Source organism: Paenibacillus sp. FSL E2-0178 (assembly GCF_038593005.1).
Classification (GTDB): Bacteria; Bacillota; Bacilli; order Paenibacillales; family Paenibacillaceae; genus Paenibacillus_AQ; species Paenibacillus_AQ phytohabitans.
Map to the genome: position 1 here is coordinate 3723091 of NZ_CP151953.1, position 24490 is coordinate 3747580.

The 24490-nt window shown below is 51.9% G+C and carries 16 protein-coding genes, 14 tRNA genes and 3 rRNA genes; 5 read left to right on the forward strand and 28 right to left on the reverse strand.

Translation table 11 applies throughout. The annotated features are described in order from the left end of the window. Positions 1–357: 357 nt before the first annotated feature. Both aroD and rbsK read right to left on the reverse strand, forming a co-directional pair. Complete coding sequence (aroD, locus tag MHI42_RS16195; protein ID WP_342424454.1) at positions 358–1122, reverse strand: type I 3-dehydroquinate dehydratase; 765 nt, start codon at positions 1120–1122, stop codon at positions 358–360. A 190-nt stretch (positions 1123–1312) separates the two neighbouring features. Next, the gene (rbsK, locus tag MHI42_RS16200; protein ID WP_342424455.1) at positions 1313–2254 is read right to left on the reverse strand and encodes a ribokinase; all 942 of its coding nucleotides are present in this window, start codon (positions 2252–2254) and stop codon (positions 1313–1315) included. Between the two features lie 320 nt (positions 2255–2574). Between rbsK and glgP the strand changes: the two genes are divergently transcribed. The 3 genes from glgP (at position 2575) to katA (ending at position 6893) form a co-directional block, all read left to right on the forward strand. After that, positions 2575–4191 carry an alpha-glucan family phosphorylase gene (gene glgP / locus MHI42_RS16205; RefSeq protein WP_342424456.1) on the forward strand — a complete coding sequence of 539 codons (1617 nt, stop codon included), beginning with the start codon at positions 2575–2577 and terminating at the stop codon, positions 4189–4191. 389 nt (positions 4192–4580) lie between these two features. Further along, positions 4581–5105 carry a discoidin domain-containing protein gene (locus tag MHI42_RS16210; protein ID WP_342424457.1) on the forward strand — a complete coding sequence of 175 codons (525 nt, stop codon included), beginning with the start codon at positions 4581–4583 and terminating at the stop codon, positions 5103–5105. 336 nt (positions 5106–5441) lie between these two features. Continuing rightward, positions 5442–6893 (forward strand): catalase KatA, encoded by a 1452-nt coding sequence (katA, locus tag MHI42_RS16215; protein WP_342424458.1) that lies wholly within the window; start codon positions 5442–5444, stop codon positions 6891–6893. Between the two features lie 93 nt (positions 6894–6986). On the opposite strand, the gene MHI42_RS16220 is transcribed toward katA, so the two are convergent. From MHI42_RS16220 to MHI42_RS16305, 18 genes are all read right to left on the reverse strand, one after another. Beyond that, the gene (locus tag MHI42_RS16220) at positions 6987–7937 is read right to left on the reverse strand and encodes a WYL domain-containing protein (protein WP_342424459.1); all 951 of its coding nucleotides are present in this window, start codon (positions 7935–7937) and stop codon (positions 6987–6989) included. Between the two features lie 221 nt (positions 7938–8158). Next, positions 8159–8229, reverse strand: a tRNA-Gly gene (locus MHI42_RS16225). A 12-nt stretch (positions 8230–8241) separates the two neighbouring features. After that, positions 8242–8315 (reverse strand) — tRNA-Pro (locus MHI42_RS16230). A gap of 152 nt (positions 8316–8467) precedes the next feature. Beyond that, a tRNA-Arg gene (locus tag MHI42_RS16235) sits at positions 8468–8544 on the reverse strand. 10 nt (positions 8545–8554) lie between these two features. After that, positions 8555–8629: transfer RNA gene (locus tag MHI42_RS16240), tRNA-Gly, on the reverse strand. Positions 8630–8636: 7 nt separating this feature from the next. Next, a tRNA-Leu gene (locus tag MHI42_RS16245) sits at positions 8637–8720 on the reverse strand. A gap of 16 nt (positions 8721–8736) precedes the next feature. Then, positions 8737–8812 (reverse strand) — tRNA-Lys (locus MHI42_RS16250). 27 nt (positions 8813–8839) lie between these two features. After that, a tRNA-Gln gene (locus tag MHI42_RS16255) sits at positions 8840–8914 on the reverse strand. Between the two features lie 103 nt (positions 8915–9017). Then, positions 9018–9095 (reverse strand) — tRNA-Asp (locus MHI42_RS16260). Positions 9096–9099: 4 nt separating this feature from the next. After that, positions 9100–9176 (reverse strand) — tRNA-Met (locus tag MHI42_RS16265). A gap of 33 nt (positions 9177–9209) precedes the next feature. Further along, a tRNA-Val gene (locus MHI42_RS16270) sits at positions 9210–9285 on the reverse strand. 5 nt (positions 9286–9290) lie between these two features. Further along, a tRNA-Glu gene (locus MHI42_RS16275) sits at positions 9291–9362 on the reverse strand. A gap of 146 nt (positions 9363–9508) precedes the next feature. Continuing rightward, positions 9509–9598: transfer RNA gene (locus MHI42_RS16280), tRNA-Ser, on the reverse strand. Positions 9599–9601: 3 nt separating this feature from the next. Beyond that, positions 9602–9677: transfer RNA gene (locus MHI42_RS16285), tRNA-Asn, on the reverse strand. Positions 9678–9680: 3 nt separating this feature from the next. Continuing rightward, positions 9681–9757 (reverse strand) — tRNA-Ile (locus MHI42_RS16290). A gap of 63 nt (positions 9758–9820) precedes the next feature. Next, positions 9821–9937 (reverse strand): 5S ribosomal RNA (rrf, locus tag MHI42_RS16295). Positions 9938–10083: 146 nt separating this feature from the next. Beyond that, positions 10084–13013: ribosomal RNA gene (locus tag MHI42_RS16300) — 23S ribosomal RNA — on the reverse strand. 336 nt (positions 13014–13349) lie between these two features. Continuing rightward, positions 13350–14907 (reverse strand): 16S ribosomal RNA (locus MHI42_RS16305). Together the 16S, 23S and 5S rRNA genes with 14 tRNA genes alongside form the textbook arrangement of a ribosomal RNA operon. Positions 14908–15321: 414 nt before the next feature. On the opposite strand from MHI42_RS16305, the gene MHI42_RS16310 reads away from it, so the two are divergent. After that, complete coding sequence (locus tag MHI42_RS16310; RefSeq protein WP_076161612.1) at positions 15322–15447, forward strand: DUF4023 family protein; 126 nt, start codon at positions 15322–15324, stop codon at positions 15445–15447. Positions 15448–15603: 156 nt separating this feature from the next. Here MHI42_RS16310 and MHI42_RS16315 read toward each other — a convergent pair whose 3' ends face one another. The 3 genes from MHI42_RS16315 to MHI42_RS16325 all read right to left on the reverse strand — a co-directional run bounded on the left by MHI42_RS16315 (position 15604) and on the right by MHI42_RS16325 (position 17996). Further along, entirely contained in the window at positions 15604–16320 is a 717-nt protein-coding gene (locus MHI42_RS16315) for a hypothetical protein (protein WP_342424460.1), read from the reverse strand. Between the two features lie 120 nt (positions 16321–16440). Then, on the reverse strand, positions 16441–16980 hold the full coding sequence (locus MHI42_RS16320; protein ID WP_342424461.1) for a GNAT family N-acetyltransferase: 540 nt from the start codon (positions 16978–16980) through the stop codon (positions 16441–16443). Between the two features lie 188 nt (positions 16981–17168). Continuing rightward, positions 17169–17996: a methyl-accepting chemotaxis protein gene (locus MHI42_RS16325; RefSeq protein WP_076248004.1), complete on the reverse strand. Its 828-nt coding sequence runs from the start codon at positions 17994–17996 to the stop codon at positions 17169–17171. A 295-nt stretch (positions 17997–18291) separates the two neighbouring features. Between MHI42_RS16325 and MHI42_RS16330 the strand changes: the two genes are divergently transcribed. After that, positions 18292–19827 carry an AMP-binding protein gene (locus MHI42_RS16330; protein WP_047013997.1) on the forward strand — a complete coding sequence of 512 codons (1536 nt, stop codon included), beginning with the start codon at positions 18292–18294 and terminating at the stop codon, positions 19825–19827. Between the two features lie 158 nt (positions 19828–19985). Here the strand turns inward: MHI42_RS16330 and MHI42_RS16335 are convergent, their stop codons facing one another. The 5 genes from MHI42_RS16335 to MHI42_RS16355 all read right to left on the reverse strand — a co-directional run bounded on the left by MHI42_RS16335 (position 19986) and on the right by MHI42_RS16355 (position 24443). After that, the gene (locus MHI42_RS16335) at positions 19986–20876 is read right to left on the reverse strand and encodes a CPBP family intramembrane glutamic endopeptidase (RefSeq protein WP_342424462.1); all 891 of its coding nucleotides are present in this window, start codon (positions 20874–20876) and stop codon (positions 19986–19988) included. 108 nt (positions 20877–20984) lie between these two features. Further along, positions 20985–21557: a hypothetical protein gene (locus MHI42_RS16340; RefSeq protein WP_342424463.1), complete on the reverse strand. Its 573-nt coding sequence runs from the start codon at positions 21555–21557 to the stop codon at positions 20985–20987. 20 nt (positions 21558–21577) lie between these two features. Next, positions 21578–22537, reverse strand: a complete 960-nt coding sequence (locus tag MHI42_RS16345) for a DUF561 domain-containing protein (protein WP_342424464.1) — start codon at positions 22535–22537, stop codon at positions 21578–21580. A 76-nt stretch (positions 22538–22613) separates the two neighbouring features. Then, positions 22614–23054 (reverse strand): HEAT repeat domain-containing protein, encoded by a 441-nt coding sequence (locus MHI42_RS16350; RefSeq protein WP_042133669.1) that lies wholly within the window; start codon positions 23052–23054, stop codon positions 22614–22616. A gap of 135 nt (positions 23055–23189) precedes the next feature. Beyond that, positions 23190–24443 (reverse strand): MFS transporter, encoded by a 1254-nt coding sequence (locus tag MHI42_RS16355; RefSeq protein WP_342424465.1) that lies wholly within the window; start codon positions 24441–24443, stop codon positions 23190–23192. Between the last annotated feature and the right edge of the window lie 47 nt (positions 24444–24490).

Consider the following 24490-nt stretch of genomic DNA (forward strand, 5'->3'; position numbering starts at 1 on the left):
GCGTCTGGCCAATGTCCCCTCGCTCCTCGTAATTCTCCAGTTTATTCTTAATAGTATGAACTATACATCCCCTTAACTAAGGACTCCTGCCCTCTTCCTCCACATGCCCGCCTCGCTCAACCAAAGGGATTTATCCCTTTCATTTCCTCATTCTGTCCGCCTTTCGCTCAATCAGAGGAAATTATCCCTCTCATTTCCTCATTTTGCCCGGATACCGCCAAATCCAATATCCCTCTCGTTCCCGCCTATTGCCCACTCTCTGCGGATTATACAAAAAAGAGTGCTCCAGGCCGTTTAAGCGGCTCGGAAACACCCCATTCTCTTCTACTCCGTATGCACACGCAATAGCAGCAGCTATTATAAGCTGCGGTGCAGCAGCTCCAGCACACTGCGCAGCTCGGCAACCGCTACCTGTCCCGGAGCCGAAGGCTTATGCGCTGCCCCGAAGGTCAGCGCTGAGCCGAAGATTTCACCGGCAAGCCGGCTGATTACACCCTCTCCGGCCATCGACATTGTAATGATCGGACGGTCCGCATACCGCTCCTGCATCACGTTTGTTGCCGCCAGCAGGGTCAGCACATCCCCCGCACTCTGCGGCATCACAGCAATCTTCGGCAGATCTCCGCCTAGCTCCTGTGCTCTGCGCAGCCGGGAGACGATTTCATCCTGTGACGGCGTGCCATGGAAATCATGATTCGATATAATCACGAATACCGCATTGTCATGCGCTGTGACAATCAGCCCGCAGACCTCCTGTTCCTCGTTAAACAATTCCACATCCACAATATCAACGTATCCGCTCTCTACAGCGGCTTTGTTGAGCCGGAAGTAATACTCTGTGGAGATTTCCTTCTCCCCGCCCTCTTTGGCGCTGCGGAACGTGAAGATCAGCGGAATCTCCGGCAGAAGCTGCTGGATTTCCTCCAGGACCTCCGTTACTGCTGCGATATCCTCCACTTGGCTGAAGAAATCGCTCCGCCACTCCACCACATCCGGAGCCAGAGCCTTAAGGGCCTCCGCCTCTTCCCGAAGCTCGGATAACGTTGTTCCGACCAGCGGAACACAGATTTTGGGCATCCCCTCCCCAAGGGTTACATTCTTAACGGTTACTGTACCGCTCATCGTTTCAGCTCCTTATGTATCAGGCTAAGCCTGTGAATTAACCGCCCGGCTCGCTTGTCCGCAGCATTCTGTATCTGGTTAGACAGTCCTGCATAGAATACAACAATCCCCGCATTATATTAACCAAAATCCTTACACAGAGTGAACTTACGAATCTCAAAGGACCGTTTACACGATCCTTACGCTAAATCTACTGTGCGCCCGGCTCGGCATCAGCAGCTTCCTGCAGGAACTGCTTCACCTCTTGTAATCTTGGCAGCGAAGGAATCGCTCCCGCTTTGCCAACCGCCAGTGCACCGACCGCATTCGCGAATCTGACCGCTTCATCCAGCGTTTTCCCGCGGGTAAGCTGCCAGGCCAGCGCCCCGTTGAAGGAGTCGCCCGCTGCCACTGTATCTACAGCTTGTACCGGGAACCCGGGAACATGCAGGCTGCCGGCGGCATTCACAATCAGCGCCCCTTTGGAGCCCAGTGTGACAATAATGTGCTGAACCCCTTTTTGCAGCAAAATCCGTGCCGCACGCTCCGCATCATCCACACTCTCTACCGAAATACCGGCCAGAATGCCCGCCTCTGTTTCATTCGGAGTCAGGTAAGTCACATGATGAAGCAATTCATCTCCGAGCGGCTGAGCCGGTGCCGGGTTGAGGATCACCGGAATTCCATGGCGGGAAGCAACGGCAGCCGCAGCCTCTACCATAGTCAGATCCGTCTCCAGCTGCATGACGACAATTCCGGCTTGGCGGATAACCGGTTCAAGTGCTTCAATATCGGCCGGCTTCATCTCAACATTCGCACCGGGGACCACAATAATCCGGTTCTCGCCTTCTCCGTCCACCACAATGGAGGCGACTCCTGTAGCCTGTGACTCACTCTGCGTGATATATCTGGTATGAACCTGCTCCTGTGACATAACCTCCAGCAGTCCGCTGCCAAAAGAGTCCCGGCCCACTCTGCCGATCATGGTTACCTCCGCGCCAAGTCTGGCTGCAGCAACGGCCTGATTGGCACCTTTTCCGCCCGGGGACAATGCAAATTCCTGACCAAACAGCGTCTCGCCCGCTTCCGGAGCCCGTTTCGTGCGTACTACCATATCCATATTCAGACTTCCAATCACGACTATACTCAACATGAACACCACCACTTGGTTTATTTCCATTGTTTCTTCGCCATTAAGGCTACCTTCTCCATGGAAGGGACGGCACCGGCGTTACTGGTTGTTATCCTCTTATCTTATGGCCTTGAGCCGGGTTAATCAAATTTTTATGAATAGAAGCTTTGGCAGCTTTTTTTCATCAAAACTTCGCTGTGCTTTTTAAAGACAAATATGCTAGAATAGGTGTGCAATCGCTTCCAGAACCTAACACATTCTTTTGAGCAAACGTTTGCATCTTAGATAAAGCCTGCAGTTTTGCCAATAATAATCTAAATCATATTTAGGAGGCTTATCAAGTGAACGAGAACCAACTGCCGTCAGTAGCTTATTTCAGCATGGAGTACGGGCTCCATTCAGACTTCAAAATGTACGCCGGAGGCCTGGGCATTCTGGCCGGAGATTACATCAAAGGTGCCAAGGATATAGGCGCTCCCGTCATCCCCATCGGACTCAAATGGAAACAAGGCTACACGGACCAGAAAATTGATGCAAACGGCAATCCGTACGACTCCTACCATAATTATGTGTATGAGTTCCTTGAAGATACAGGCGTCAAGGTTACGGTAAAAGTCAGAAAAACCGATGTCGTCTGCAAAGTGTGGAAAACAGAGCATTTCGGCAACAGCCCGCTTTATCTGCTGGACACCGATATTCCCGAGAACAGTGATGCCTGGATTACAGGCCAGCTGTATGGCTGGTTCGGGGAAGAACGCATTGCCCAGGAGATTGTCCTGGGGATCGGCGGCGTCAAGGCCATGCGTGCCCTGGGAATTCCGATTGATGTCTACCACTTCAACGAGGGGCATGCCGCGCTTGCAGCAATTGAGCTGATCCGTGAGAAGATGTCCGGCGGCAGTACTTTTGAGGAAGCCTGGAAAGCTACACGGGAAGAGGTTGTGTTCACTACACATACACCGATCAAGGAAGGTAATGAGACCCATCCGCTCGACCGTCTGGAATACATGGGTGCGTTCAACGGCTTAACCCGCGCTCAGATGGAGCGGATCGGCGGAGAGCCGTTCAACATGACTGTGGCCGGCCTGCGCCTGTCCCGTATCTCGAACGCCGTTGCCCAGCTCCATGCCGATACCGCCAATAAAATGTGGAAAGAGGTCGCCGGCCGGTCCGAGATCATCGGCATTACTAATGCAATTCATACGCCTACCTGGGTGGATGAACGGATGACGCGTGCTTTTGAAGAAGGCGGCGACCTGTGGGCCACACACAAGGAGATCAAGCAGGAGCTGATCGGCTTCATCGAGGAACGCTCCGGGATTGCCCTGAATGCCGACAACCTGCTGATCGGCTTCTCCCGCCGCGCCGCTCCCTATAAACGCAGCGACCTGATCTTCTCCCAGCCCGAGGTGATTGAGCCTTACCTGGAGAGCGGCAGAATTCAGATTGTCTTCTCCGGCAAAGCGCATCCGCTGGATGATAACGGCAAGAGAATCGTCAGCAACCTCGTAGCCATGATGAAAAAATACCCAAAAAGCGTAGTTTTCCTGGAAAACTACGATATGACCATCGGTGCCCAGCTCACCCGCGGCTCCGATATCTGGCTGAACAATCCGCGCAGACCGCTGGAAGCCAGCGGAACCTCCGGTATGAAGGCCGCCATGAACGGCGTCCTCAACTGCTCCATCCTTGACGGCTGGTGGCCGGAAGCCTGTATAGACGGCGAGAACGGCTGGCAGATCGGGGACGGCTTTGAGACTGCGGACTTCGCGGTGCTTGATCAGCACGACAGCGATGCCCTGTATGATACACTCCTGAACCGTGTTCTGCCGACCTTCTATGAGAACAAGGACAAGTGGGTGCAGATGATGCACCGCAGCATTGAGACCACCCGCACCGAGTTCGCCACCAAACGCATGCTGGATGAATACTATAACCGGATGTACATCAAAGGCTGATTGGCGTCCGCAGTTCTGCAGCTTCCTTCTACATGCCCTTTCTTCGTTCCCTCCTGCCCGCTTCAGCGGGCGGGATTTTTTAGGTTCCACGAGTTTTCAGTTCATATTCTTTATCTTTAATAACGTTAATCATCTTCATTTAGTCTGCTTTCCAGCGGAATTCCGGGCAAATATCCTACTTTTAGTGAAACCAGTTTCCCCAACCAATTTTTTTTGGCTGCTTGTCCAATTCCGACATTATTTTCAGTTCACTTAGGTTACAGTGATAGTGTGCTACAAACGTTTGCACAATAAGATATGCGATGAGCGGCTAGAAGTTCCCGGGAGTTTATTTAGGCCAAACACGCACAAGTGAAGCAGGTAAAACCACTACAAAGGGAGATGGGCAAATGCAATTGCAACGAATGGGCAGCTTCAAAAAAGTAGGCATCGGCTTGGGGACTCTGCTTATTGCTTCCGCAATCAGTTTAACCGGAGCCAGTGCTGCCGGCAATCTTGTTCCAGTGATGACCTCCAACACAAGTCCGGCGGGTACCGCCTCCGCCAGCAGCGAATGGGCATTCCATGAAGCCTACAAAGCTTTTGACCATGATTACAGCACCTATTACTCCACTTCCAGCGGCAGCTCAGGATATCTGCAATACAGCTTTGGCACTTCCAAAAAGGTCCGCAGCTATAGGCTTACCACCTCATCCCAGCCTCAGGCGAATGTGCCAAAAACCTGGACCCTTCAGGGCTCCAGTAACGGCAGCAGCTGGGTCGTTCTGAGCAGCCAGTCTGGCCTTTATTATCCGGGTTCCTCTTACTACTTCAACCTCTCTTCTACAGGTGACTATACCAGCTACAGGCTGGTCATTACCGCCAACAACGGAGCTTATTCCACTTCTGTAGGCGAGCTGGAGCTGTACGAATAATTAACGCGCACACCCGCTTATCAGATACAGGCCGCCTTCCTGACTGATAGCAGCAATAGAGACCCTCTTACGCCTAACGTAGAGGGTTTTTGACGTTGTCACCCTACTTCTTCAGCTTCATACCTCCCTTTCCCTCTCACTCGCCTTTGCCCTTGCCATCCAATAATGCCAGATATATTCCGCACCAGAGGCAGTCTACCCTATCATGATTTTACCTTCTTCCGCATATTGTTAATTATAATGATTATAAAAAAGGATTGATTTTATTTAATTTTTTGTTATTATAAAACTTATACTTAATCTAAAATCAAATCCTAATACGAGGTGACTGTATTCATGAGTGAGCGCAATAACAAACTAACGACAAGCTGGGGTGCCCCGGTAGGTGACAACCAGAATTCTATGACAGCCGGTTCCCGCGGACCCACTTTGCTGCAGGATGTCCACCTGCTGGAGAAATTAGCCCATTTTAACCGGGAACGTGTTCCTGAGCGTGTCGTTCATGCCAAAGGTGCCGGTGCCCATGGTTATTTTGAAGTCACCAAGGATCTCTCCCAATATACAAAAGCTGCCTTCTTATCTGAAGTCGGTAAGCGCACACCAATGTTCATCCGCTTCTCTACCGTAGCCGGGGAGCTGGGTTCTGCTGATACCGTGCGTGATCCGCGTGGCTTTGCCGTGAAATTCTACACCGAAGAAGGCAACTACGACCTCGTTGGCAACAATACACCTGTCTTTTTCATCCGTGATGCGATCAAATTCCCGGACTTTATCCATACCCAGAAACGCCACCCGCAGACACATCTGAAGAACCCGAACGCTGTGTGGGATTTCTGGTCGCTCTCCCCTGAATCCCTGCACCAGGTTACCATTCTGATGTCTGACCGCGGCATACCGGCCACCCTCCGTCATATGCACGGCTTCGGCAGCCATACGTTCAAGTGGGTGAATGCAGAAGGCGCCGCAGTATGGGTGAAATACCATTTCAAAACAGAGCAGGGCGTCAAGAATCTCGATGTTAATCTGGCTGCGCAGATTGCCGGTGATAACCCGGATTATCATACTGAGGACTTGTTCAATGCGATCGACAAAGGGGAATTCCCCGCCTGGAGACTGCATGTGCAGATCATGCCTGTAGAGGATGCTGACACCTACCGTTTCGACCCGTTTGATGTCACCAAGGTATGGTCCCAGAAGGATTACCCGCTGATTGAGGTGGGCCGCATGGTGCTGGACCGCAATCCGGAGAACTACTTCGCCGAAGTAGAGCAGGCTACCTTCTCTCCGGGATCATTTGTGCCAGGGATAGAAGCCTCTCCTGATAAAATGCTCCAGGGCCGCCTCTTCGCCTACGGCGACGCCCACCGCTACCGGGTAGGAGCGAATCACAACCACCTGCCGATTAACCGCCCCATCGCTGAGGTGAACAATAATCAGCGGGACGGCGCGCTGAATCACACCAATAACGGCGGAGGCTCCGTGTATTACGAGCCTAACAGCTTCGGCGGGGCAACCGAGTCTCCGCAGGATAAACCGGCCGCTTTTGCAGTCTCCGGTCAAGCAGACAGTGTCCCTTATGATCACAACGATCATTACACCCAGCCTGGTGATCTCTATCGTCTGCTGAGTGAAGAGGAGCGTGCCCGGCTCGTACGCAATATTGTAGGAGCTATGACTCCAGTAGAGTCGGATGAGATCAAGCTTCGCCAGATTGGCCATTTCTACAAAGCCGATCCGGAATTTGGCCGGCGTATCGCGGACGGACTGGGACTGGTGGTACCGGAGTAACTCCACTTGCATCCTTCAGCGCACAGAAACCCCTGACTTCATCAGTCAGGGGTTTCTTGGGATTATCGTATTTGCATTTTCTATGTATTTAGCCTAATGATACACATTCATCCACTGCTCCAGCTGCTGCTTCAGTCCCTGTCTCGCGGATACCGGCTCAAGAATCTCGGCGTTAGGGCCATATTGCAGAATCCACTTAATAAATTCCTTGTCGTTATTGACGGTGACTTCAAACAGCAGACTTCCGTCTTCCTCGTCGGTCATTCGCGGGTGCACGAACAATTCCTCTTCTTTGATGTAACGCGCTACCTCCGGATGAAACCGCACTTTGAAGGTGGTATTCTTATTGCCCCGGTCGATCGACCAGGTATTTTTCAGATACTGTTTAATATTGAAATTCCCTTTGTCGAAGGGGGTATCCGTCACCTCTACCTGCAGAAAACGGCTGATACGAAACGTCCGGATCGCCCTCTTCAGGTGGCAATAGCCAATCAGATAGAATCTCTGGTCACGCGGAATCAAATAATAAGGATCAATCTCCCGCTGCGTTGTCTCGTTGCGCAATTGCGAGTGATATACCGTACGAATCCGCCGTTGCTCCATAATCGCCCCGATCAGCGGCTGCAGGAAATTCCGGCTCTCCTTGCGGTAAGCAGGCTTGCCCATTTGGATAATATCTGAAATATTCTCAAGCATTCCATTCTGTTTGGATTTCTCCTTCAGATGTGTGCCCATGACTTTGTCAAAGGCAGATAGAAAACCTGGGGGGATTTTGCCGGGTGCCAGCACGGAGGGCAGCAGAGAGAAGGCCATTGCCTCCTGCTCGGAGAAATCCAGCGGGTATAAGAAGAATTTCCCCATAAACTTATAACCCGTTCCTCTCCCCTCGTTCATCACCGGTGCAAAATGACTGATTACATCCAGGTCCCTGTAAATCGTTCTAATATTCACCTCGCACCGGAATGCCAAATCCGCAGCCGTAATCCCGGGATTCGACTGGATGGCGTTAATGATCTTGAAAATCCGTATTACTTTGTCTGTCATAATAAATGCTCCTCAACTTCCAAGTAAATAGTGCCTGTACTTCCATAGTTCTAATATAACAGGTCTATATAAACATGGCTGTCTGCATAATATAGCATTATCAGCGCATAGAGCGGTCACCAGCATACACTGTGCATTTTTAATAAGCCAATACTTCCGCCCCATGTAGAAAAAAACAAAAAAAACCCTTGAATAACAAGGGTTTCTATAACTATTATTTAAGCGGGTGATGGGAATCGAACCCACGCTATCAGCTTGGAAGGCTGAAGTTCTACCATTGAACTACACCCGCAAAGGTGAAATATCGGGATGACACGATTTGAACATGCGACCCCCTGGTCCCAAACCAGGTGCTCTACCAAGCTGAGCTACATCCCGTTAATATAAAAGCTATACTGCAAAGTAATAATGCGCGCCCTGAGAGATACAGATGCTACGCATCCGATTGCGAAGTTGTGCTATCGAAGCTTATGCTCCAACGAACTCGTTCGAATCCTGAGGACACTTTGATGATTCAATGAAGTTATAAATGGCGCGCCCTGAGAGATTCGAACTCCCGGCCTTTTGATTCGTAGTCAAACGCTCTATCCAGCTGAGCTAAGGGCGCAAAATCTATATGGAGCGGACGACGGGAATCGAACCCGCGACCCTCGCCTTGGCAAGGCGATGCTCTACCGCTGAGCCACGTCCGCAAAAACATGGTGCGCGTGAAGGGACTTGAACCCCCACGTCGTGAAACGCCAGATCCTAAGTCTGGTGCGTCTGCCATTCCGCCACACGCGCACACTTTATAAGAAAATGGTGAGCCATGAAGGACTCGAACCTTCGACACCCTGATTAAAAGTCAGGTGCTCTACCAACTGAGCTAATGGCTCTCATAAGAGAAGCATTCATAAATGAAATGGCTGGGGATATAGGAATCGAACCTATGAATGACGGAGTCAAAGTCCGTTGCCTTACCGCTTGGCTAATCCCCAATATTAATAATTAGCAAACACTACGGAATCGGGTGGATACTCTATACTTCGAGATATAGGATGCTCAATCCCTGATACCTTCATACTTTAACACTTTAAAAAATGGCGGAACCGACGGGATTCGAACCCGCGATCTCCTGCGTGACAGGCAGGCATGTTAGGCCAACTACACCACGGTTCCAAATTGGTTGCGGGGGCAGGATTTGAACCTGCGGCCTTCGGGTTATGAGCCCGACGAGCTACCGGGCTGCTCCACCCCGCGTCAATGTTAAAGATCTATTCTGTTAAAGATAGATGGTGGAGGCTGAGGGGTTCGAACCCCCGACCCTCTGCTTGTAAGGCAGATGCTCTCCCAGCTGAGCTAAGCCTCCATATATGACTCGTATGGGATTCGAACCCATGTTACCTCCGTGAAAGGGAGGTGTCTTAACCCCTTGACCAACGAGCCATGCTGTTTAATTACTTGTAAGGTAATGCTACGGAGAGAGAGGGATACTCTTCACTTCGTTACGAGATTGCGAAGCTGTGCTAACGAAGCCTATGCTCCAACGAACCACTGAGGGTTCTCATCCCTTTACAGGGAAGGTATTGCTACGGAGAGAGAGGGATTCGAACCCTCGAGACGCTTGTGGCGCCTACACGATTTCCAATCGTGCTCCTTCGGCCAAACTCGGACACCTCTCCAGATGGCTCCCCGAACAGGACTCGAACCTGTGACAACTCGATTAACAGTCGAGTGCTCTACCAACTGAGCTATCAGGGAATATGGTGGGCCTTAGTGGACTCGAACCACTGACCTCACCCTTATCAGAGGTGCGCTCTAACCAGCTGAGCTAAAGGCCCGTTCTCATACCACTATGCAACTAATAAGGGCAAAAAAAATACCACAGTGTGTGTGGATTGTCCGCTTGGCGGCGTCCTACTCTCCCAGGACCCTTCGGTCCAAGTACCATCGGCGCTGGAGGGCTTAACGGTCGTGTTCGGGATGGGTACGCGTGGAACCCCTCCGCTATCGCCACCAAACGGGCATTTACAGCGTAAATGCTTCAGGAATTTGATTCCTGAAAACTGAATCCGAAACGAAATTTGCGTTTGCCCTTCTTACGGGGCCCCCGGAAAGTATTCGGAATTGGCTTCGTCAGCCTCATCTTCACTTTTTGGGGTAGCTTTTGGATAAGCCCTCGACCGATTAGTATTGGTCAGCTCCATGCATTGCTGCACTTCCACCTCCAACCTATCTACCTCGTCGTCTTCAAGGGGTCTTACTAATTGGGAAATCTCATCTTGAGGGGGGCTTCACGCTTAGATGCTTTCAGCGCTTATCCCGTCCGTACGTAGCTACTCAGCCATGCTCCTGGCGGAACAACTGATGCACCAGCGGTACGTCCATCCCGGTCCTCTCGTACTAAGGACAGCTCCTCTCAAATTTCCTGCGCCCACGACAGATAGGGACCGAACTGTCTCACGACGTTCTGAACCCAGCTCGCGTACCGCTTTAATGGGCGAACAGCCCAACCCTTGGGACCTACTTCAGCCCCAGGATGCGATGAGCCGACATCGAGGTGCCAAACCTCCCCGTCGATGTGGACTCTTGGGGGAGATAAGCCTGTTATCCCCAGGGTAGCTTTTATCCGTTGAGCGATGGCCCTTCCATGCGGTACCACCGGATCACTAAGTCCGACTTTCGTCCCTGCTCGACTTGTTGGTCTCGCAGTCAAGCTCCCTTATGCCTTTGCACTCTTCGAATGATTTCCAACCATTCTGAGGGAACCTTTGAACGCCTCCGTTACTCTTTAGGAGGCGACCGCCCCAGTCAAACTGCCCGCCTGACACGGTCCCCGTACCCGATTAGGGTACTAGGTTAGAACCTAGATACGATCAGGGTGGTATCCCAACGGCGCCTCCGCAGAAGCTTGCGCTCCTGCCTCTACGGCTCCCACCTATCCTGTACAGATCGTACCCAAATTCAATATCAAGCTGCAGTAAAGCTCCATGGGGTCTTTCCGTCTTGTCGCGGGTAACCTGCATCTTCACAGGTATTAAAATTTCACCGGATCTCTCGTTGAGACAGCGCCCAAGTCGTTACGCCATTCGTGCGGGTCAGAATTTACCTGACAAGGAATTTCGCTACCTTAGGACCGTTATAGTTACGGCCGCCGTTTACTGGGGCTTCGGTTCACAGCTTCGGATTGCTCCTAACCACTCCCCTTAACCTTCCAGCACCGGGCAGGCGTCAGCCCGTATACTTCGCCTTGCGGCTTCGCACAGACCTGTGTTTTTGCTAAACAGTCGCTTGGGCCTTTTCACTGCGGCCCCCTCGGGCTATTCACCCTACCGAGGCACCTCTTCTCCCGAAGTTACGAGGTCATTTTGCCGAGTTCCTTAACGAGAGTTCTTCCGCGCGCCTTAGAATTCTCTTCTCGCCTACCTGTGTCGGTTTGCGGTACGGGCACCTTCTCCTGGCTAGAGGCTTTTCTTGGCAGTGTGAGATCATGACCTTCGCTACTACAATTTTCGCTCCCCATCACAGCCCAGCCTTATCGATGTGCGGATTTGCCTACACATCAGCCTCACTGCTTAGACGGACACTTCCATCAGTCCGCGTCACTACCCTCCTGCGTCACCCCATCGCTCATAGCGGATTACGGTGGTACAGTAATTTCAAACTGTTGTCCTTCGACTACGCCTTTCGGCCTCGCCTTAGGTCCCGACTTACCCTGAGCGGACGAGCCTTCCTCAGGAAACCTTGGGCTTTCGGCGGATCAGATTCTCACTGATCTTTTCGTTACTCATACCGGCATTCTCACTTGTATGCTGTCCAGCGCTCCTTACGGTACACCTTCAACCTACATACAACGCTCCCCTACCCCAGATGCAAAGCATCTAGCCATAGCTTCGGTGGTGTGTTTAGCCCCGTTACATTTTCGGCGCAGAGTCACTCGACCAGTGAGCTATTACGCACTCTTTCAATGGTGGCTGCTTCTAAGCCAACATCCTGGTTGTCTGTGCAACTCCACATCCTTTCCCACTTAACACACACTTGGGGACCTTAGCTGATGGTCTGGGCTGTTTCCCTTTTGACAATGGATCTTAGCACTCACTGTCTGACTCCCGGCAAGAAGTTAATGGCATTCGGAGTTTGACTGAGCTTGGTAACCCTTGCGGGCCCCGCACCCAATCAGTGCTCTACCTCCACCACTCCATTCACCGAGGCTAGCCCTAAAGCTATTTCGGGGAGAACCAGCTATCTCCGAGTTCGATTGGAATTTCTCCGCTACCCCCACCTCATCCCCGCATTTTTCAACATGCGTGGGTTCGGGCCTCCAGTGCGTGTTACCGCACCTTCACCCTGGACAGGGGTAGATCACACGGTTTCGGGTCTACGTCCACATACTTAAGTCGCCCTATTCAGACTCGCTTTCGCTGCGGCTCCGGCTTCTCACCTTAACCTTGCATGTTAAACGTAACTCGCCGGTTCATTCTACAAAAGGCACGCCATCACCCATAGATCGGGCTCTGACTTTTTGTAAGCACACGGTTTCAGGTTCTATTTCACTCCCCTTCCGGGGTGCTTTTCACCTTTCCCTCACGGTACTGTTTCACTATCGGTCGCCAGGTAGTATTTAGCCTTAGCAGATGGTCCTGCTGGATTCATACGGGGTTTCACGTGCCCCGCACTACTCGGGATCCGTCTCGGAGAGAACACAGTTTAGGCTACAGGGCTTTTACCTCTATCGCGGGCCTTTCCAGACCTCTTCGCCTACCATATTCCTTTGTAACTCCATGTGAGACGTCCCACAACCCCAAGGGGCAAGCCCCTTGGTTTAGGCTGTTCCGCGTTCGCTCGCCGCTACTGACGGAATCACTATTGTTTTCTCTTCCTCAGGGTACTTAGATGTTTCAGTTCCCCTGGTCTGCCTCTACATTTCCTATGTATTCAGAAATGAGTAACTGCGAATTACCACAGCTGGGTTTCCCCATTCGGACACCCCCGGATCAAAGCTTGCTTACAGCTCCCCGAGGCAGTTTCGTTGTTCGCCACGTCCTTCGTCGGCTCCTGGCGCCTAGGCATCCTCCGTGTGCTCTTATTAGCTTAACCGTCACTCCGGTGTTTCGCTTGCTTGCTCCTCTTGTTTTGAATGCTGCTCATGGATTGCTCCATTCACCAACACATTCAAAGCCAAAGGTCGCTGCACAATCGAAAACCTTCGTTCTGCACTAATAACTATTTCAACTTGCTTACACAAGTTTCAGCTAAAAGATGTTCTAAAACGCAAATTCGTTTCGGTATCCAGTTTTCAAGGATCAAGTGTCTTACTTGAGAGCTTAAACTCTCAAAACTGACCAACGAGTGAGTGTTTGAACCCTAAGGTTCGTTGTGGAAGCTTTAGCTTCCGATTTGAATGTTTCCGTTGCAGGAAACGATTCTCCATAGAAAGGAGGTGATCCAGCCGCACCTTCCGATACGGCTACCTTGTTACGACTTCACCCCAATCATCTACCCCACCTTCGGCGGCTGGCTCCCTTGCGGGTTACCCCACCGACTTCGGGTGTTGTAAACTCTCGTGGTGTGACGGGCGGTGTGTACAAGACCCGGGAACGTATTCACCGCGGCATGCTGATCCGCGATTACTAGCAATTCCGACTTCATGCAGGCGAGTTGCAGCCTGCAATCCGAACTGAGACCGGCTTTGCTGGGATTGGCTCCACCTCGCGGTTTCGCTTCCCGTTGTACCGGCCATTGTAGTACGTGTGTAGCCCAGGTCATAAGGGGCATGATGATTTGACGTCATCCCCACCTTCCTCCGGTTTGTCACCGGCAGTCACTCTAGAGTGCCCAGCTTAACCTGCTGGCAACTAAAGTCAAGGGTTGCGCTCGTTGCGGGACTTAACCCAACATCTCACGACACGAGCTGACGACAACCATGCACCACCTGTCTCCGATGCTCCGAAGAGGGGCACTATCTCTAATGCTTTCATCGGGATGTCAAGACCTGGTAAGGTTCTTCGCGTTGCTTCGAATTAAACCACATACTCCACTGCTTGTGCGGGTCCCCGTCAATTCCTTTGAGTTTCAGTCTTGCGACCGTACTCCCCAGGCGGAGTGCTTACTGTGTTAACTTCGGCACCAAGGGTATCGAAACCCCTAACACCTAGCACTCATCGTTTACGGCGTGGACTACCAGGGTATCTAATCCTGTTTGCTCCCCACGCTTTCGCGCCTCAGCGTCAGTTACAGCCCAGAAAGTCGCCTTCGCCACTGGTGTTCCTCCACATATCTACGCATTTCACCGCTACACGTGGAATTCCACTTTCCTCTTCTGTACTCAAGTCACCCAGTTTCCAGTGCGACCCCAGGTTGAGCCCAAGGTTTAAACACCAGACTTAAATGACCGCCTGCGCGCGCTTTACGCCCAATAATTCCGGACAACGCTTGCCCCCTACGTATTACCGCGGCTGCTGGCACGTAGTTAGCCGGGGCTTTCTTCTCAGGTACCGTCACTCCGGTAGCAGTTACTCTACCGGACGTTCTTCCCTGGCAACAGAGCTTTACGATCCGAAAACCTTCATCACTCACGCGGCATTGCTCCGTCAGGCTTTCGCCCATTGCGGAAGATTCCCTACTGCTGCCTCCCGTAGGAGTCTGGGCCGTGTCTCAGTCCCAGTGTGGCCGTTCACCCTCTCAGGTCGGCTACGCATCGTCGCCTTGGTGGGCCGTTACCCCACCAACTAGCTAATGCGCCGCAGGCCCATCCCCAAGCGGCAGATTGCTCCGCCTTTCATTCTCTCTTCAGGAGAGGAAAGAAATTATCCGGTATTAGCTACCGTTTCCGGTAGTTATCCCAGTCTTGAGGGCAGGTTGCCTACGTGTTACTCACCCGTCCGCCGCTAAGTAAGAATGGAAGCAAGCTTCCATTCTTACTCCGCTCGACTTGCATGTATTAGGCATGCCGCCAGCGTTCGTCCTGAGCCAGGATCAAACTCTCCAAATTGGTTTTAGAAAGAGCGATTGCTCATTTTGAAACATCTGACGAGAATTTTCATTCTCTGTTTTGGAAGTCACTTTCGTGATTTCCGATACTCACTCGTTGTTCAGTTTTCAAAGATCAAGCTCGTTGTCAGCGCCGCTTACCGCGTCACCAGCAACTCTTATAATATATCACATCCAGCCGTTCAATGCAAGCTCTTTTTTTCAACTTCTTTTCGAGCTCGGCGTTGATGTTTCGCGGCCAGAAATAGAATATATCATGTATGGATTCTGATTGCAAGCATTATTTCTGAACTCATTCTTAGGCACTTCTCCATCCAATCAGCAAGCGCAATATGTGCGTGCATGAGAATGGGCGGAGATGGATAAAGTAAGTTCAGAGAACACACATGCTATCCAAACTTGTAGGAGGATCTCAATGGACACTCATGAATTCGTGGAGAAATTCCAGGAGAATCAGCGGAAAGCGCTGAAGAACAGAAACCGGGGCAAAGGAACACCTGGAGCCCGCCTGGCGAACAAGCAGCACAGCTCCAATAAATAGGCTACAGCATTCAACAAGAGCTGTATACCAAAAAAGGATGTCTGCAAGAACCAGTTCAGCTGGCTCTGCGGACATCCCTTTTTACTATAAGAACATTCTATAAATATGCTTCTGAAGATTTCTCTGTGTGTTCTATCTCTATAGAAGCAGTAGTGATTATTTATTCAACTTCGCAACGCTTACGGCTACTTTCTCCATTTGTGCTTTGCTGAGCGATTTATCCGGCGAACTGATAGTCACAAAACGGTCTGCCAGCGCAAAGGTCAGCATAGCCGTATCTGAAGGTGTGTACCATTTCGCTTCAGTTCCGTTGGATAGCTTCACGGTAGTTCCGTCATAATCGTAGGAATAATCACGCGGTGATACATTCACCCGCATTTTATTGAACAGGAAGCTTACGCCGTCATCTCCGCCCACAACCTTCTGGAATGCATCCCCGCTGATCATTTGGGCCGGAGCATAAGCTGTTTCAAAGCCCTGGTAGGCGGCGAACGCCTTGGTAATCTCTTCTTTTTGTGCTGCACTGTATTGTACTGCCGCTAAAGCAATAGCTGAACCGTTATCCGGTGTTGTAGTTACCTTTCCGCCGCCCAGAATGACCTGGTTAGTAGAAGCATTGAATGTTACCGGCACCTTCAGTGCATCCGCCAGTGCCCGGACCGGAAGGTACGTTGTATCATTATAAGTAATTGGTGATAGTGTTTTGCCATTGCCGTCTACCGGCGTGTAAGCCGCTCCGTTTACTTTGAAGCCGATGCTGTGGTTCAGGTACGCACTGATCTTCTGCATATTCGTTCCTGCGTATACACCTGCTGAACCCGTAATAGCCATTCCGAATACCATGGTTGCTATGATCATTTTTTTGCTCTTCATTATTATCGTCTCCCTTGTGTGTTGTTTGTAGTGTTCCTTGCTATAGATTCATTAAACCATTAACTTGTTTCTAACTTGTATCCGGATTGTAAAGAAGTAATTCCGAATCTGCACCAGGCGTTAACGGCTGTTCGGGACCGTAATCTGGTACACCTCGGTGTAGAGGATATCCCTAAACCGCTGGAATTCCTTCAGGGTAGCTGGCCGGGGATAGGTCATGATGCGCAATGGGAGGTCGGCTTGACCCGCGCGCAGCGGCGGCTGCACATAAGGGTACGGATTCAGATAAAAGCCCAGCCGCTCATAGAATCCGATTCTCCGCTGTTCCATTTCCCCCTCAGGCGGCTCCACCTCCAGCACCACCGGCTTGTCCGATCGGTTAATATAGCGGTTCATCAGCTTCTTGCCGATTCCCCCGCCCCGGATATCCGGGTTAACGGCAATATGCTCAACAAACCGCAATTCAGGAAATTCCCAGACGGCCATGAAAGCGAGCGTCCGGTCCTCTGCATCCTTTTCGGTATACAGGTGATAATTCGGATTCGCCAGCAAGGCCCGCTGCCCGCTATAGGTTCTGATCTCACTTACCGGAAAAGAAGCTTCCATAATTGCGAATATCTCATCAAAGGTTGTTCCGCTGATTGGCGATTGATTGCTCATTTTCTGCTGCCCGCTTTCTGCTGTTTCTGTTGTGTGAAGCGTCTTGTCTTTATTTTACCCGTAATTCCTGTATGAATAACTTCATGGGAAGCAACATTAGACATGTCTGGACCTGCTTATATAAAAAAGATGCCCGGAGGCATCATCTGAGGGTTGTTGCGGCTGCAGTTTATAATATACGTCCGGGCTTAGTCCATATTGGATAAATCATTCGCAGTCCCGGCCACATGCTCAAACGCCCGGCTTAACTCCTGCATCGATTGTCCCTGATGCTGTGAGAATGACATGATGTGCTGGATAGACTGGTCCATCTGCAGAATAGACTGCTTCATCCCTGCCAGCTGGCTGTGGATGTTCTTCACCAGTGCGTGGCTGTCATTAGCCAGCTTGCGGATTTCAGTCGCCACCACGCCGAATCCCCGTCCCTGTTCACCGGCTCTCGCTGCTTCAATTGCCGCATTAAGCCCAAGCATATGTGACTGGTCAGCGATCCGTTTGACGGTGGACAGAATCTCAAAGCTGCTCTCGATATCTTGAACCATAGAATTCGAGCTGCTCATTAGCTCGTCCAGTCTTTGGGTAATTCCCATGGAGGAACGGGTCACTTCTTCGGAGGTCGCCGTCATTTCTTCCACCAGGGAGGACAATTCCTGTGCCCCCTCCTGAAGCCTTGCCGCCTTGTGGTTGGATACCATCGCTGCAATAACACCAATGACTTCACCCTCACGCATGACCGGGACTGCCGTTGAGAGATAGGATATGCCAAAAGCTTCTGGGCCGCGTTCCTCGCGCTGCACTTTGCCCGTCTCCAGAGCTGCATACGACACAGTACCTCTGAACTTCTCAATAGGTGCGCCTACCGGAACCTTAAGATCAATCTTCTCACCGGGAAGATAAGCAAGCACCTTGTCCGTATCCGCGAGCACCAGGGCAGCATCCTCGGGATACGTTTTCTGAATCATACTGAGCACATTCTGCAGCTGCCCAAGCTTATCCTCCTGTTTATCCTCCAGCATAACTATCGACCGCCTGTTCCGTAATTTTCAAATATTCAGGTCTGATTATATCACTTAATGAAAAGGGGAATTGAATTTCTCTGAAAATCATGTGGTTCTCCCCTTCAAGAGGAGAACGTTCAAAATAAAAGCTGTCACAGAACATTCTTCTGTACCGTTACGGTGATTTAGCATCTGGTACTAGGAGAACGTGCTATACTATATTTATCAGATACATCATCATGTTTGCATAGGAGAGGTTCAATTGGATAATCAACGCTGGATCGCACCTGAATTCTACAATCTCACTTCGGAAATGGAGCAGCATCCTGAAGATAAGATTGCCCTTAAATGGTTACAAGAGAACGGGGATTTCGAAGAAATCACCTATGGACGGCTTATGGCTCAGGCTAACCGTCTGGCCGGGGGGCTGTCAGGCCTCGGTCTGAAGCAAGGGGACCGTGTCCTGGTTATGGTACCACGCCGCATTATCGCCTACGTCATCTATCTGGCCTGCCTGAAGCTGGGACTTGCCGTTATTCCATCTTCTGAAATGCTGCGGGCCAAGGATCTGTCCTACCGGCTGCGCCACTCCGAAGCCCGCGCCGTCATTGTCTGGTCGGAGGTTACCGGCGAAGTGAACAAGATCGCCGAAGATCTGCCTGCACTGGACTATCGCCTGTCTGTCGGCGAAGCTGAGCTTGGCAACGGCTGGGTAGACCTGGAAGGCCTGATGGACGGACAATCCGACTCCTTCCCTGCGGTTGCCAGCCGCCGGGACGATATCGCCATCCTGGCCTATACTTCCGGTACAACCGGCAACCCGAAGGCCGTAGTCCATACCCACGGCTGGGGATATGCGCATCTGCGGATCACCTCCTCCCTCTGGCTGGATATCCGTGAATCGGATACCGTCTGGGCAACGGCCGCACCGGGCTGGCAAAAGTGGATCTGGAGTCCATTCCTCACTGTACTCGGCAACGGGGCTACCGGCTTCGTCTATAATGGCCCTTTCCATCCGGACCGTTATCTTCAGCTGCTGCAGGATGAGAAGATCGGGGTATTGTGCTGCACACCTACAGAGTACCGTCTGATGGCCAAGACTGAAGGCCTCGCCCAGTACGATCTGTCGAATCTGCGTTGTGCGGTATCCGCCGGTGAGCCGCTGAATCAGGAAGTCATTCACACCTTCCAGCAGCACTTCGATATTACGATCCGCGACGGCTATGGACAAACAGAGAGCACCCTGATCATCGCTGCGCTGAAGGATGAGCCGATCCGTGTCGGCTCCATGGGCAAATCGATTGCTCCCGGTATTGTTGAAGTAATCGACGAGGAAGGACATCCGCTGCCTGCCGGGGTCGTAGGTGATATCGCCGTGCACCTGAGCATGCCTGCCCTGTTCCAGAATTACTACAAAGATCCGGAGCGCAAGGCAAACTGCTCGCACGGGGAGTATTTCGTAACCGGCGACCGGGCGCGCAAGGATGAGGACGGCTACTTCTGGTTCGAGGGCCGCGGGGATGATATCATCATCAGCTCTGGTTATACCATCGGACCGTTTGAAGTAGAAGAAGCATTAATGAAGCATAATCTGGTCAAGGAATGCGCAGTGGTAGCCAGTCCTGACGAGATCCGCGGCTCGGTCGTCAAAGCTTTTGTCGTGCTCAAGGACGGCCATGCCGGCACACCGGAGCTGGCCAAAGAGCTGCAGTCCCATGTCAAGGAACAGACTGCACCTTACAAGTACCCGCGCAAAATCGAATTCATTACGGATCTGCCGAAGACGACCTCCGGCAAAATCCGCAGAATCGAGCTGCGTGAGCAGGAGAAGAAGGCTGCGCAAGAGTAGGCAGCAGCTTGGCCTGCAGCAGCAGGCTCGCTCCTGTTGACTGGAAGCACGCCGATAAGGCCAGTTCCTAATGAACTGGAGAAACAATAAAATCCCCGTTCCTACAGTGACGTAGGAACGGGGATTTTTGTGCTTTTACCTCAAGACAGCCTTAAGCTCTAACAAATACGAATCGAACCTTCCTGTCTCTGTATCCTTGTACCGCGTTTGCGGCTGGACAGAAGCAGCAACGCTGTATACAGAATGACAAGAATAAGTGTGGTGACCAGACTCCCTTCCAGGCCGAACTTGCCCCCGGTCAGCAGATCATTTCCTTGTAAGGATACCGAATAGATACCTTTGGGCGTGTTCCCGCTCACCGCAACGCCGTATATGTAGCCCTGGAACAGATTCCAGGAAATATGCAGCGCCATCGCAGCGTACAAATTACCTGTCCGGAGAGTCACCCAAGAGAAGATTAAAGCGATAATCACGATATTCAGTCCACTGATCCAGCTATATCCGGGATTCGCCATGTGAGCAAGCGAGAATAAGATGGAGGTCAGGCCCACTGCGGCCGGAATACCGAGCCTTGAGGACAGCAGATGCTGAAGGTATCCTCTGAAGATCACCTCTTCGCAGATTCCGGCCAGCAGTGCCGTAATCACAATATCCGCCGCATCGAGCTGTCCGAACCGGGGCTGTGACCACTCTCCCTGAACCACAGCATTCCCCAGACCCCATAGCACCAGCAGAACGGAGGATAGCAGCAGTGCTCCGCCTGCGAAGCCGGCAGCGAACCGCTTGCCGTCAGGCCTGGACAGTCCAATGCTGGACAGCGGACGCTTATGTATTATTCGTACCGTATAACACACGACAATAAACGAATAGATGGCTGTAGATTTGAAGACACGCACCCAGCCGTCCGGATCGAATAGTCCTGTGGAACCCACGCGCAGCGATAGACCAAAGGAGACAATTACCGTCAGAAGCGCAATAGCCCCGCCGACCCATAAAATCTCCCAGCCTGCTCTGAGCTGCCCGTTCCGGTTCCTGAATAGAAATTGCATGTGCAGTCACCCTTCCCTTCCTCATCCTCTCATCCGTTAGACGGACCGAAAGGGAAGGGCCCTGCAAAACAATTGAATATATGCAAAACAATCCAGAGCCGCAGCTGCTTACTCCGACCAGTACTTCGCATCCGGATTCAGTGCCGCGCCTACCTCGCCTTCCGTTACCAGATCACAGTCCAGGTAGCCCTCTTCATCCAGGAAATATACCTCCTGCTTATAGAATTCGCACAGGGTCTCCAGGAATTTCTCCGGTGAATCATACATGGTCACCAAATCGCCGTAGTCATGCAGCAGGTCGCATACCCGCTCGACCCCATCCTCAGACCGGTAGTAGCAGATAAAATCACTGCCGTAGTTAGTCAGCAGCGGCAGCACGACCCCGCCGCCGGCATAGCCCTTCTCCTGCAGGATGCCTGACAGTAGCGCTACTTCCTGGCCGTATTCCCTGATATGAATCAGCCGGTAGCCCGGAATGAATTCAACCAGGCTGGGGTCCTCTTCGCTGCTGCCCGTTCCCAGAACCGTGTCATAGATTGCCTGTAAAAGCGGAGGAACCTCGGGGGCATACTCTGAAATAGCGGCACTGCCTCCTGCCGGGGCCTTGCCCAGACTGGCGGTGTAGCCGGGCCGCAATTGCGCGGACAGCTCCAGGAATTCCTGAAATTTATGGGTAAGCATGAAATCATCCTTTTCTTGGATTAATATAGTGCGCCTGTATGAACATCATCGGTCATTTTATATACTTTGCGGCCAACGGTCTTGGCCTCTGCGAACATGGAGGTGATGACCTCCTGCACGGTGGTAATCTCACGTACCAGCCCTGCAATCTGGCCGGCCATTACCGAACCGTTCTCTGTATCCCCGTCACGGACCGCAAGGCCCAGAGAGCCCATTGCCAGTGCCTCCAGCTCCTCTTTACCCGCCCCGCCATTCTCCAGCCTCATGTACTCCAGTGTCATACGGTTCTTAATGCTGCGCACAGGAACACCAAGCGAACGGCCGGTTACCAGCGTATCGCCGTCTTGTGCGGCAACAACCGCCTGCTTAAACTGCTCATGGGCCGGACATTCGATTGTCGCCAGGAAGCGTGTGCCCACCTGCACCCCTTGCGCTCCCAGTGCAAAAGCCGCCGCCGCTCCCCGGCCATCGGCGATTCCGCCGGCAGCAATGACGGGAATGGCTACAGCATCGGCAACCTGTGGAACAAGCACCATGGTTGTAGTCTCGCCCACATGACCGCCCGCCTCTGTGCCTTCGGCCACAATCGCGTCGACTCCCAGCGCCTCCATTTTCCGCGCAATCTGCACAGAAGGAACTACAGGAATGACTACTATGCCCGCTGTCTTCCACATAGCCACATAATTCTTGGGCGAACCCGCTCCTGTGGTCACGACCTTAACGCCTTCGTCTATCACCAGTTGCGCCAGTTCATCCCGGTTGGGAGCCATCAGCATCAGGTTGACGCCGAAGGGCTTAGCCGTCAGGCTTTTACACTTATGAATTTCTTCCCGCAGCCGGTCCGCACTCATCCCGCCGGAGGCAATGACTCCCAGTCCCCCCGCATTCGACACCGCTGCTGCCAGTTCGGCGTAGGCAATCTGCGCCATGGCCCCCTGGATTATCGGATAGGTGATCCCCAGCATTCTTGCAATACTCATGATCCTTCCCCCTTATCACATCAAAAAGCGGATCGATAAGGAAGGCTCCCCCATCTCTCCGCTTGCTGCGCTCTACCTATTTGGTGGCCGAAACCCACATTTTCTCCAGCCATTCATCGAAATTCTCGCCCTTCTCGCCTTCATAGGCATCGTAGACGTCAACCCGCATCTTCTTCAGCTTCTCTTTGAACTCTTCGTAAGAATGGTCTTTCGGAAGACTCTTCTTAATCCGCAGAATAATCTTCGACACCCCTCTGAACAGCTCGGCCTTGTTCTTAGACGGAACCTTGACCTCTTCGCCGAAGGCTCTCAGCTTGTTGTACGCGGCTTCTTGAACGGTATATACAGGATCGCTGATCATCAGACGATTAAGGATATCAATAATTTGTTTGTGGTTGTAGCGGCCCAGCTCTTCCACTGCTTCAAGACGCGCTCTCCAATCCGCGGAGCGGCCGGCGGCTTTCTTCAGTTCCTCATAATTCTCTGGCAGCTCTTGGATTACTTCTTCATTATTCAAACGATACAATCCCCTTCTTGGTTAAATCTGATATATAGAACGTTTATCTTACATAGTGCAATTCTACAGTACTGTACTCCTTGATTTCAATCTTTTGTACAAACATTCATGCGATTCCGGAGCAACCGGCAGATCTTACTCATTTCCTCCGGCATTCTCCGCTTCAGCACCAGGCACAGCAGCAGGCTTACCTGCTTCGATCAGCACCTTATTACCCAGCAGGAAAAAGCCTTGGATAAACAGCAGCATCCCCGTAATGATCAGCAGCCATTCAATCTGTATGAGATCGGCCAACGGCCCGAAGACCAGCATGCCCAGCGGCATCATCGAACTCGAAATCATGCCCAGCACCCCGAAGACCCGGCCCAGGTAATCCGGCTCCACCTTCTCCTGCAGCAGAACTGTGGAGGGGGTATTGAAGAACGGCAGCGCCAGTCCCACCAGCCCCATTACCGCAAGATAAATCCAGAAGACCGGAATTACACCCAGCGCAAACGTGCATATCCCGACGGCAAGGGCCGATAAGGTCATCGTATGAACCCGGTTCCGGAAACCCGGCCAGACGGCCATCAGCAGCCCGCCAAGCATCATCCCGATCGAGAACGTAATCTCAATGGCGGTCAGCCGCCAGATATCCCCGCCAAAGGTTCGTGTAACCTGCAGCGGAGTCAGAAACGACACCGGGGCCGCCAGCACAAAGAAAAAAGCACAGAAAATAAAAAAGCTTCTAATATAAGCATGCTGCCGGATATAGCTGAAGCCCTGGCGCAGATCACTCAAATAGCTGAGCGTCTGCTCTGCAGCAGCTTTGGCGTGAAGCGGCACCTGCACGAAGAAAAACATCGTCATAACCGCCACTGCAGCAGTAATCACATCGATGAAAAATATAATTTCAATACTCGCCATGCTCAGCAGGGCTCCGCTCAGCATCGGGGACAGCAGCATCACCATTGCCTGAATGCTGCCGTTGATTCCGCTGATCCGGGTCAGTTTGTCTTCCGGCACCAGCTGCGGCAGCATGGCTGCTACAGCCGGTGTCTGCACTCCGCCTCCAAGCGCCCGCAGGGCAGACACCACAAAAAGCAGCCACATCTGGTCGTACCCCAGCAGAAACAATATCGCCAGAACCAGCGTCGAAGCCGCAATAATGGAATCCGAGAGGACAATCAGCCATTTGCGGCTGTAACGGTCTGCCCAGACCCCCGCAAAGGGCGACAAGAGAAACATCGGCACAAATCCGCAGATAATCGCTAACGTCATCATTACTCCGGACTGTGTATTCAGGGTAATATACCAGAGAATCGCATACTGGACCAGTGAAGATCCGAACAGCGAGACGGTCTGGCTGGTAAGGAAAAAGGCAATATTTTTCTTCCAGTCAGTGTTCATTGTCAGGGGATTCCTCCTCTTTCTCAGCACTTTAGAGTCATATTCTA

Excerpts from the sequence above, each read along its gene's own strand:
- MHI42_RS16310 (WP_076161612.1), top strand. The coding sequence starts at position 15,322 with ATGGACACTCATGAATTCGTGGAGAAATTCCAGGAGAATCAGCGGAAA.
- MHI42_RS16315 (WP_342424460.1), bottom strand. The coding sequence starts at position 16,320 with ATGAAGAGCAAAAAAATGATCATAGCAACCATGGTATTCGGAATGGCT.
- MHI42_RS16355 (WP_342424465.1), bottom strand. The coding sequence starts at position 24,443 with ATGAACACTGACTGGAAGAAAAATATTGCCTTTTTCCTTACCAGCCAG.
- MHI42_RS16220 (WP_342424459.1), bottom strand. The coding sequence starts at position 7,937 with ATGACAGACAAAGTAATACGGATTTTCAAGATCATTAACGCCATCCAG.
- MHI42_RS16210 (WP_342424457.1), top strand. The coding sequence starts at position 4,581 with ATGCAATTGCAACGAATGGGCAGCTTCAAAAAAGTAGGCATCGGCTTG.
- MHI42_RS16335 (WP_342424462.1), bottom strand. The coding sequence starts at position 20,876 with ATGCAATTTCTATTCAGGAACCGGAACGGGCAGCTCAGAGCAGGCTGG.
- MHI42_RS16325 (WP_076248004.1), bottom strand. The coding sequence starts at position 17,996 with ATGCTGGAGGATAAACAGGAGGATAAGCTTGGGCAGCTGCAGAATGTG.
- MHI42_RS16320 (WP_342424461.1), bottom strand. The coding sequence starts at position 16,980 with ATGAGCAATCAATCGCCAATCAGCGGAACAACCTTTGATGAGATATTC.
- aroD (WP_342424454.1), bottom strand. The coding sequence starts at position 1,122 with ATGAGCGGTACAGTAACCGTTAAGAATGTAACCCTTGGGGAGGGGATG.
- rbsK (WP_342424455.1), bottom strand. The coding sequence starts at position 2,254 with ATGTTGAGTATAGTCGTGATTGGAAGTCTGAATATGGATATGGTAGTA.
- katA (WP_342424458.1), top strand. The coding sequence starts at position 5,442 with ATGAGTGAGCGCAATAACAAACTAACGACAAGCTGGGGTGCCCCGGTA.
- MHI42_RS16340 (WP_342424463.1), bottom strand. The coding sequence starts at position 21,557 with ATGCTTACCCATAAATTTCAGGAATTCCTGGAGCTGTCCGCGCAATTG.
- MHI42_RS16345 (WP_342424464.1), bottom strand. The coding sequence starts at position 22,537 with ATGAGTATTGCAAGAATGCTGGGGATCACCTATCCGATAATCCAGGGG.
- MHI42_RS16330 (WP_047013997.1), top strand. The coding sequence starts at position 18,292 with ATGGAGCAGCATCCTGAAGATAAGATTGCCCTTAAATGGTTACAAGAG.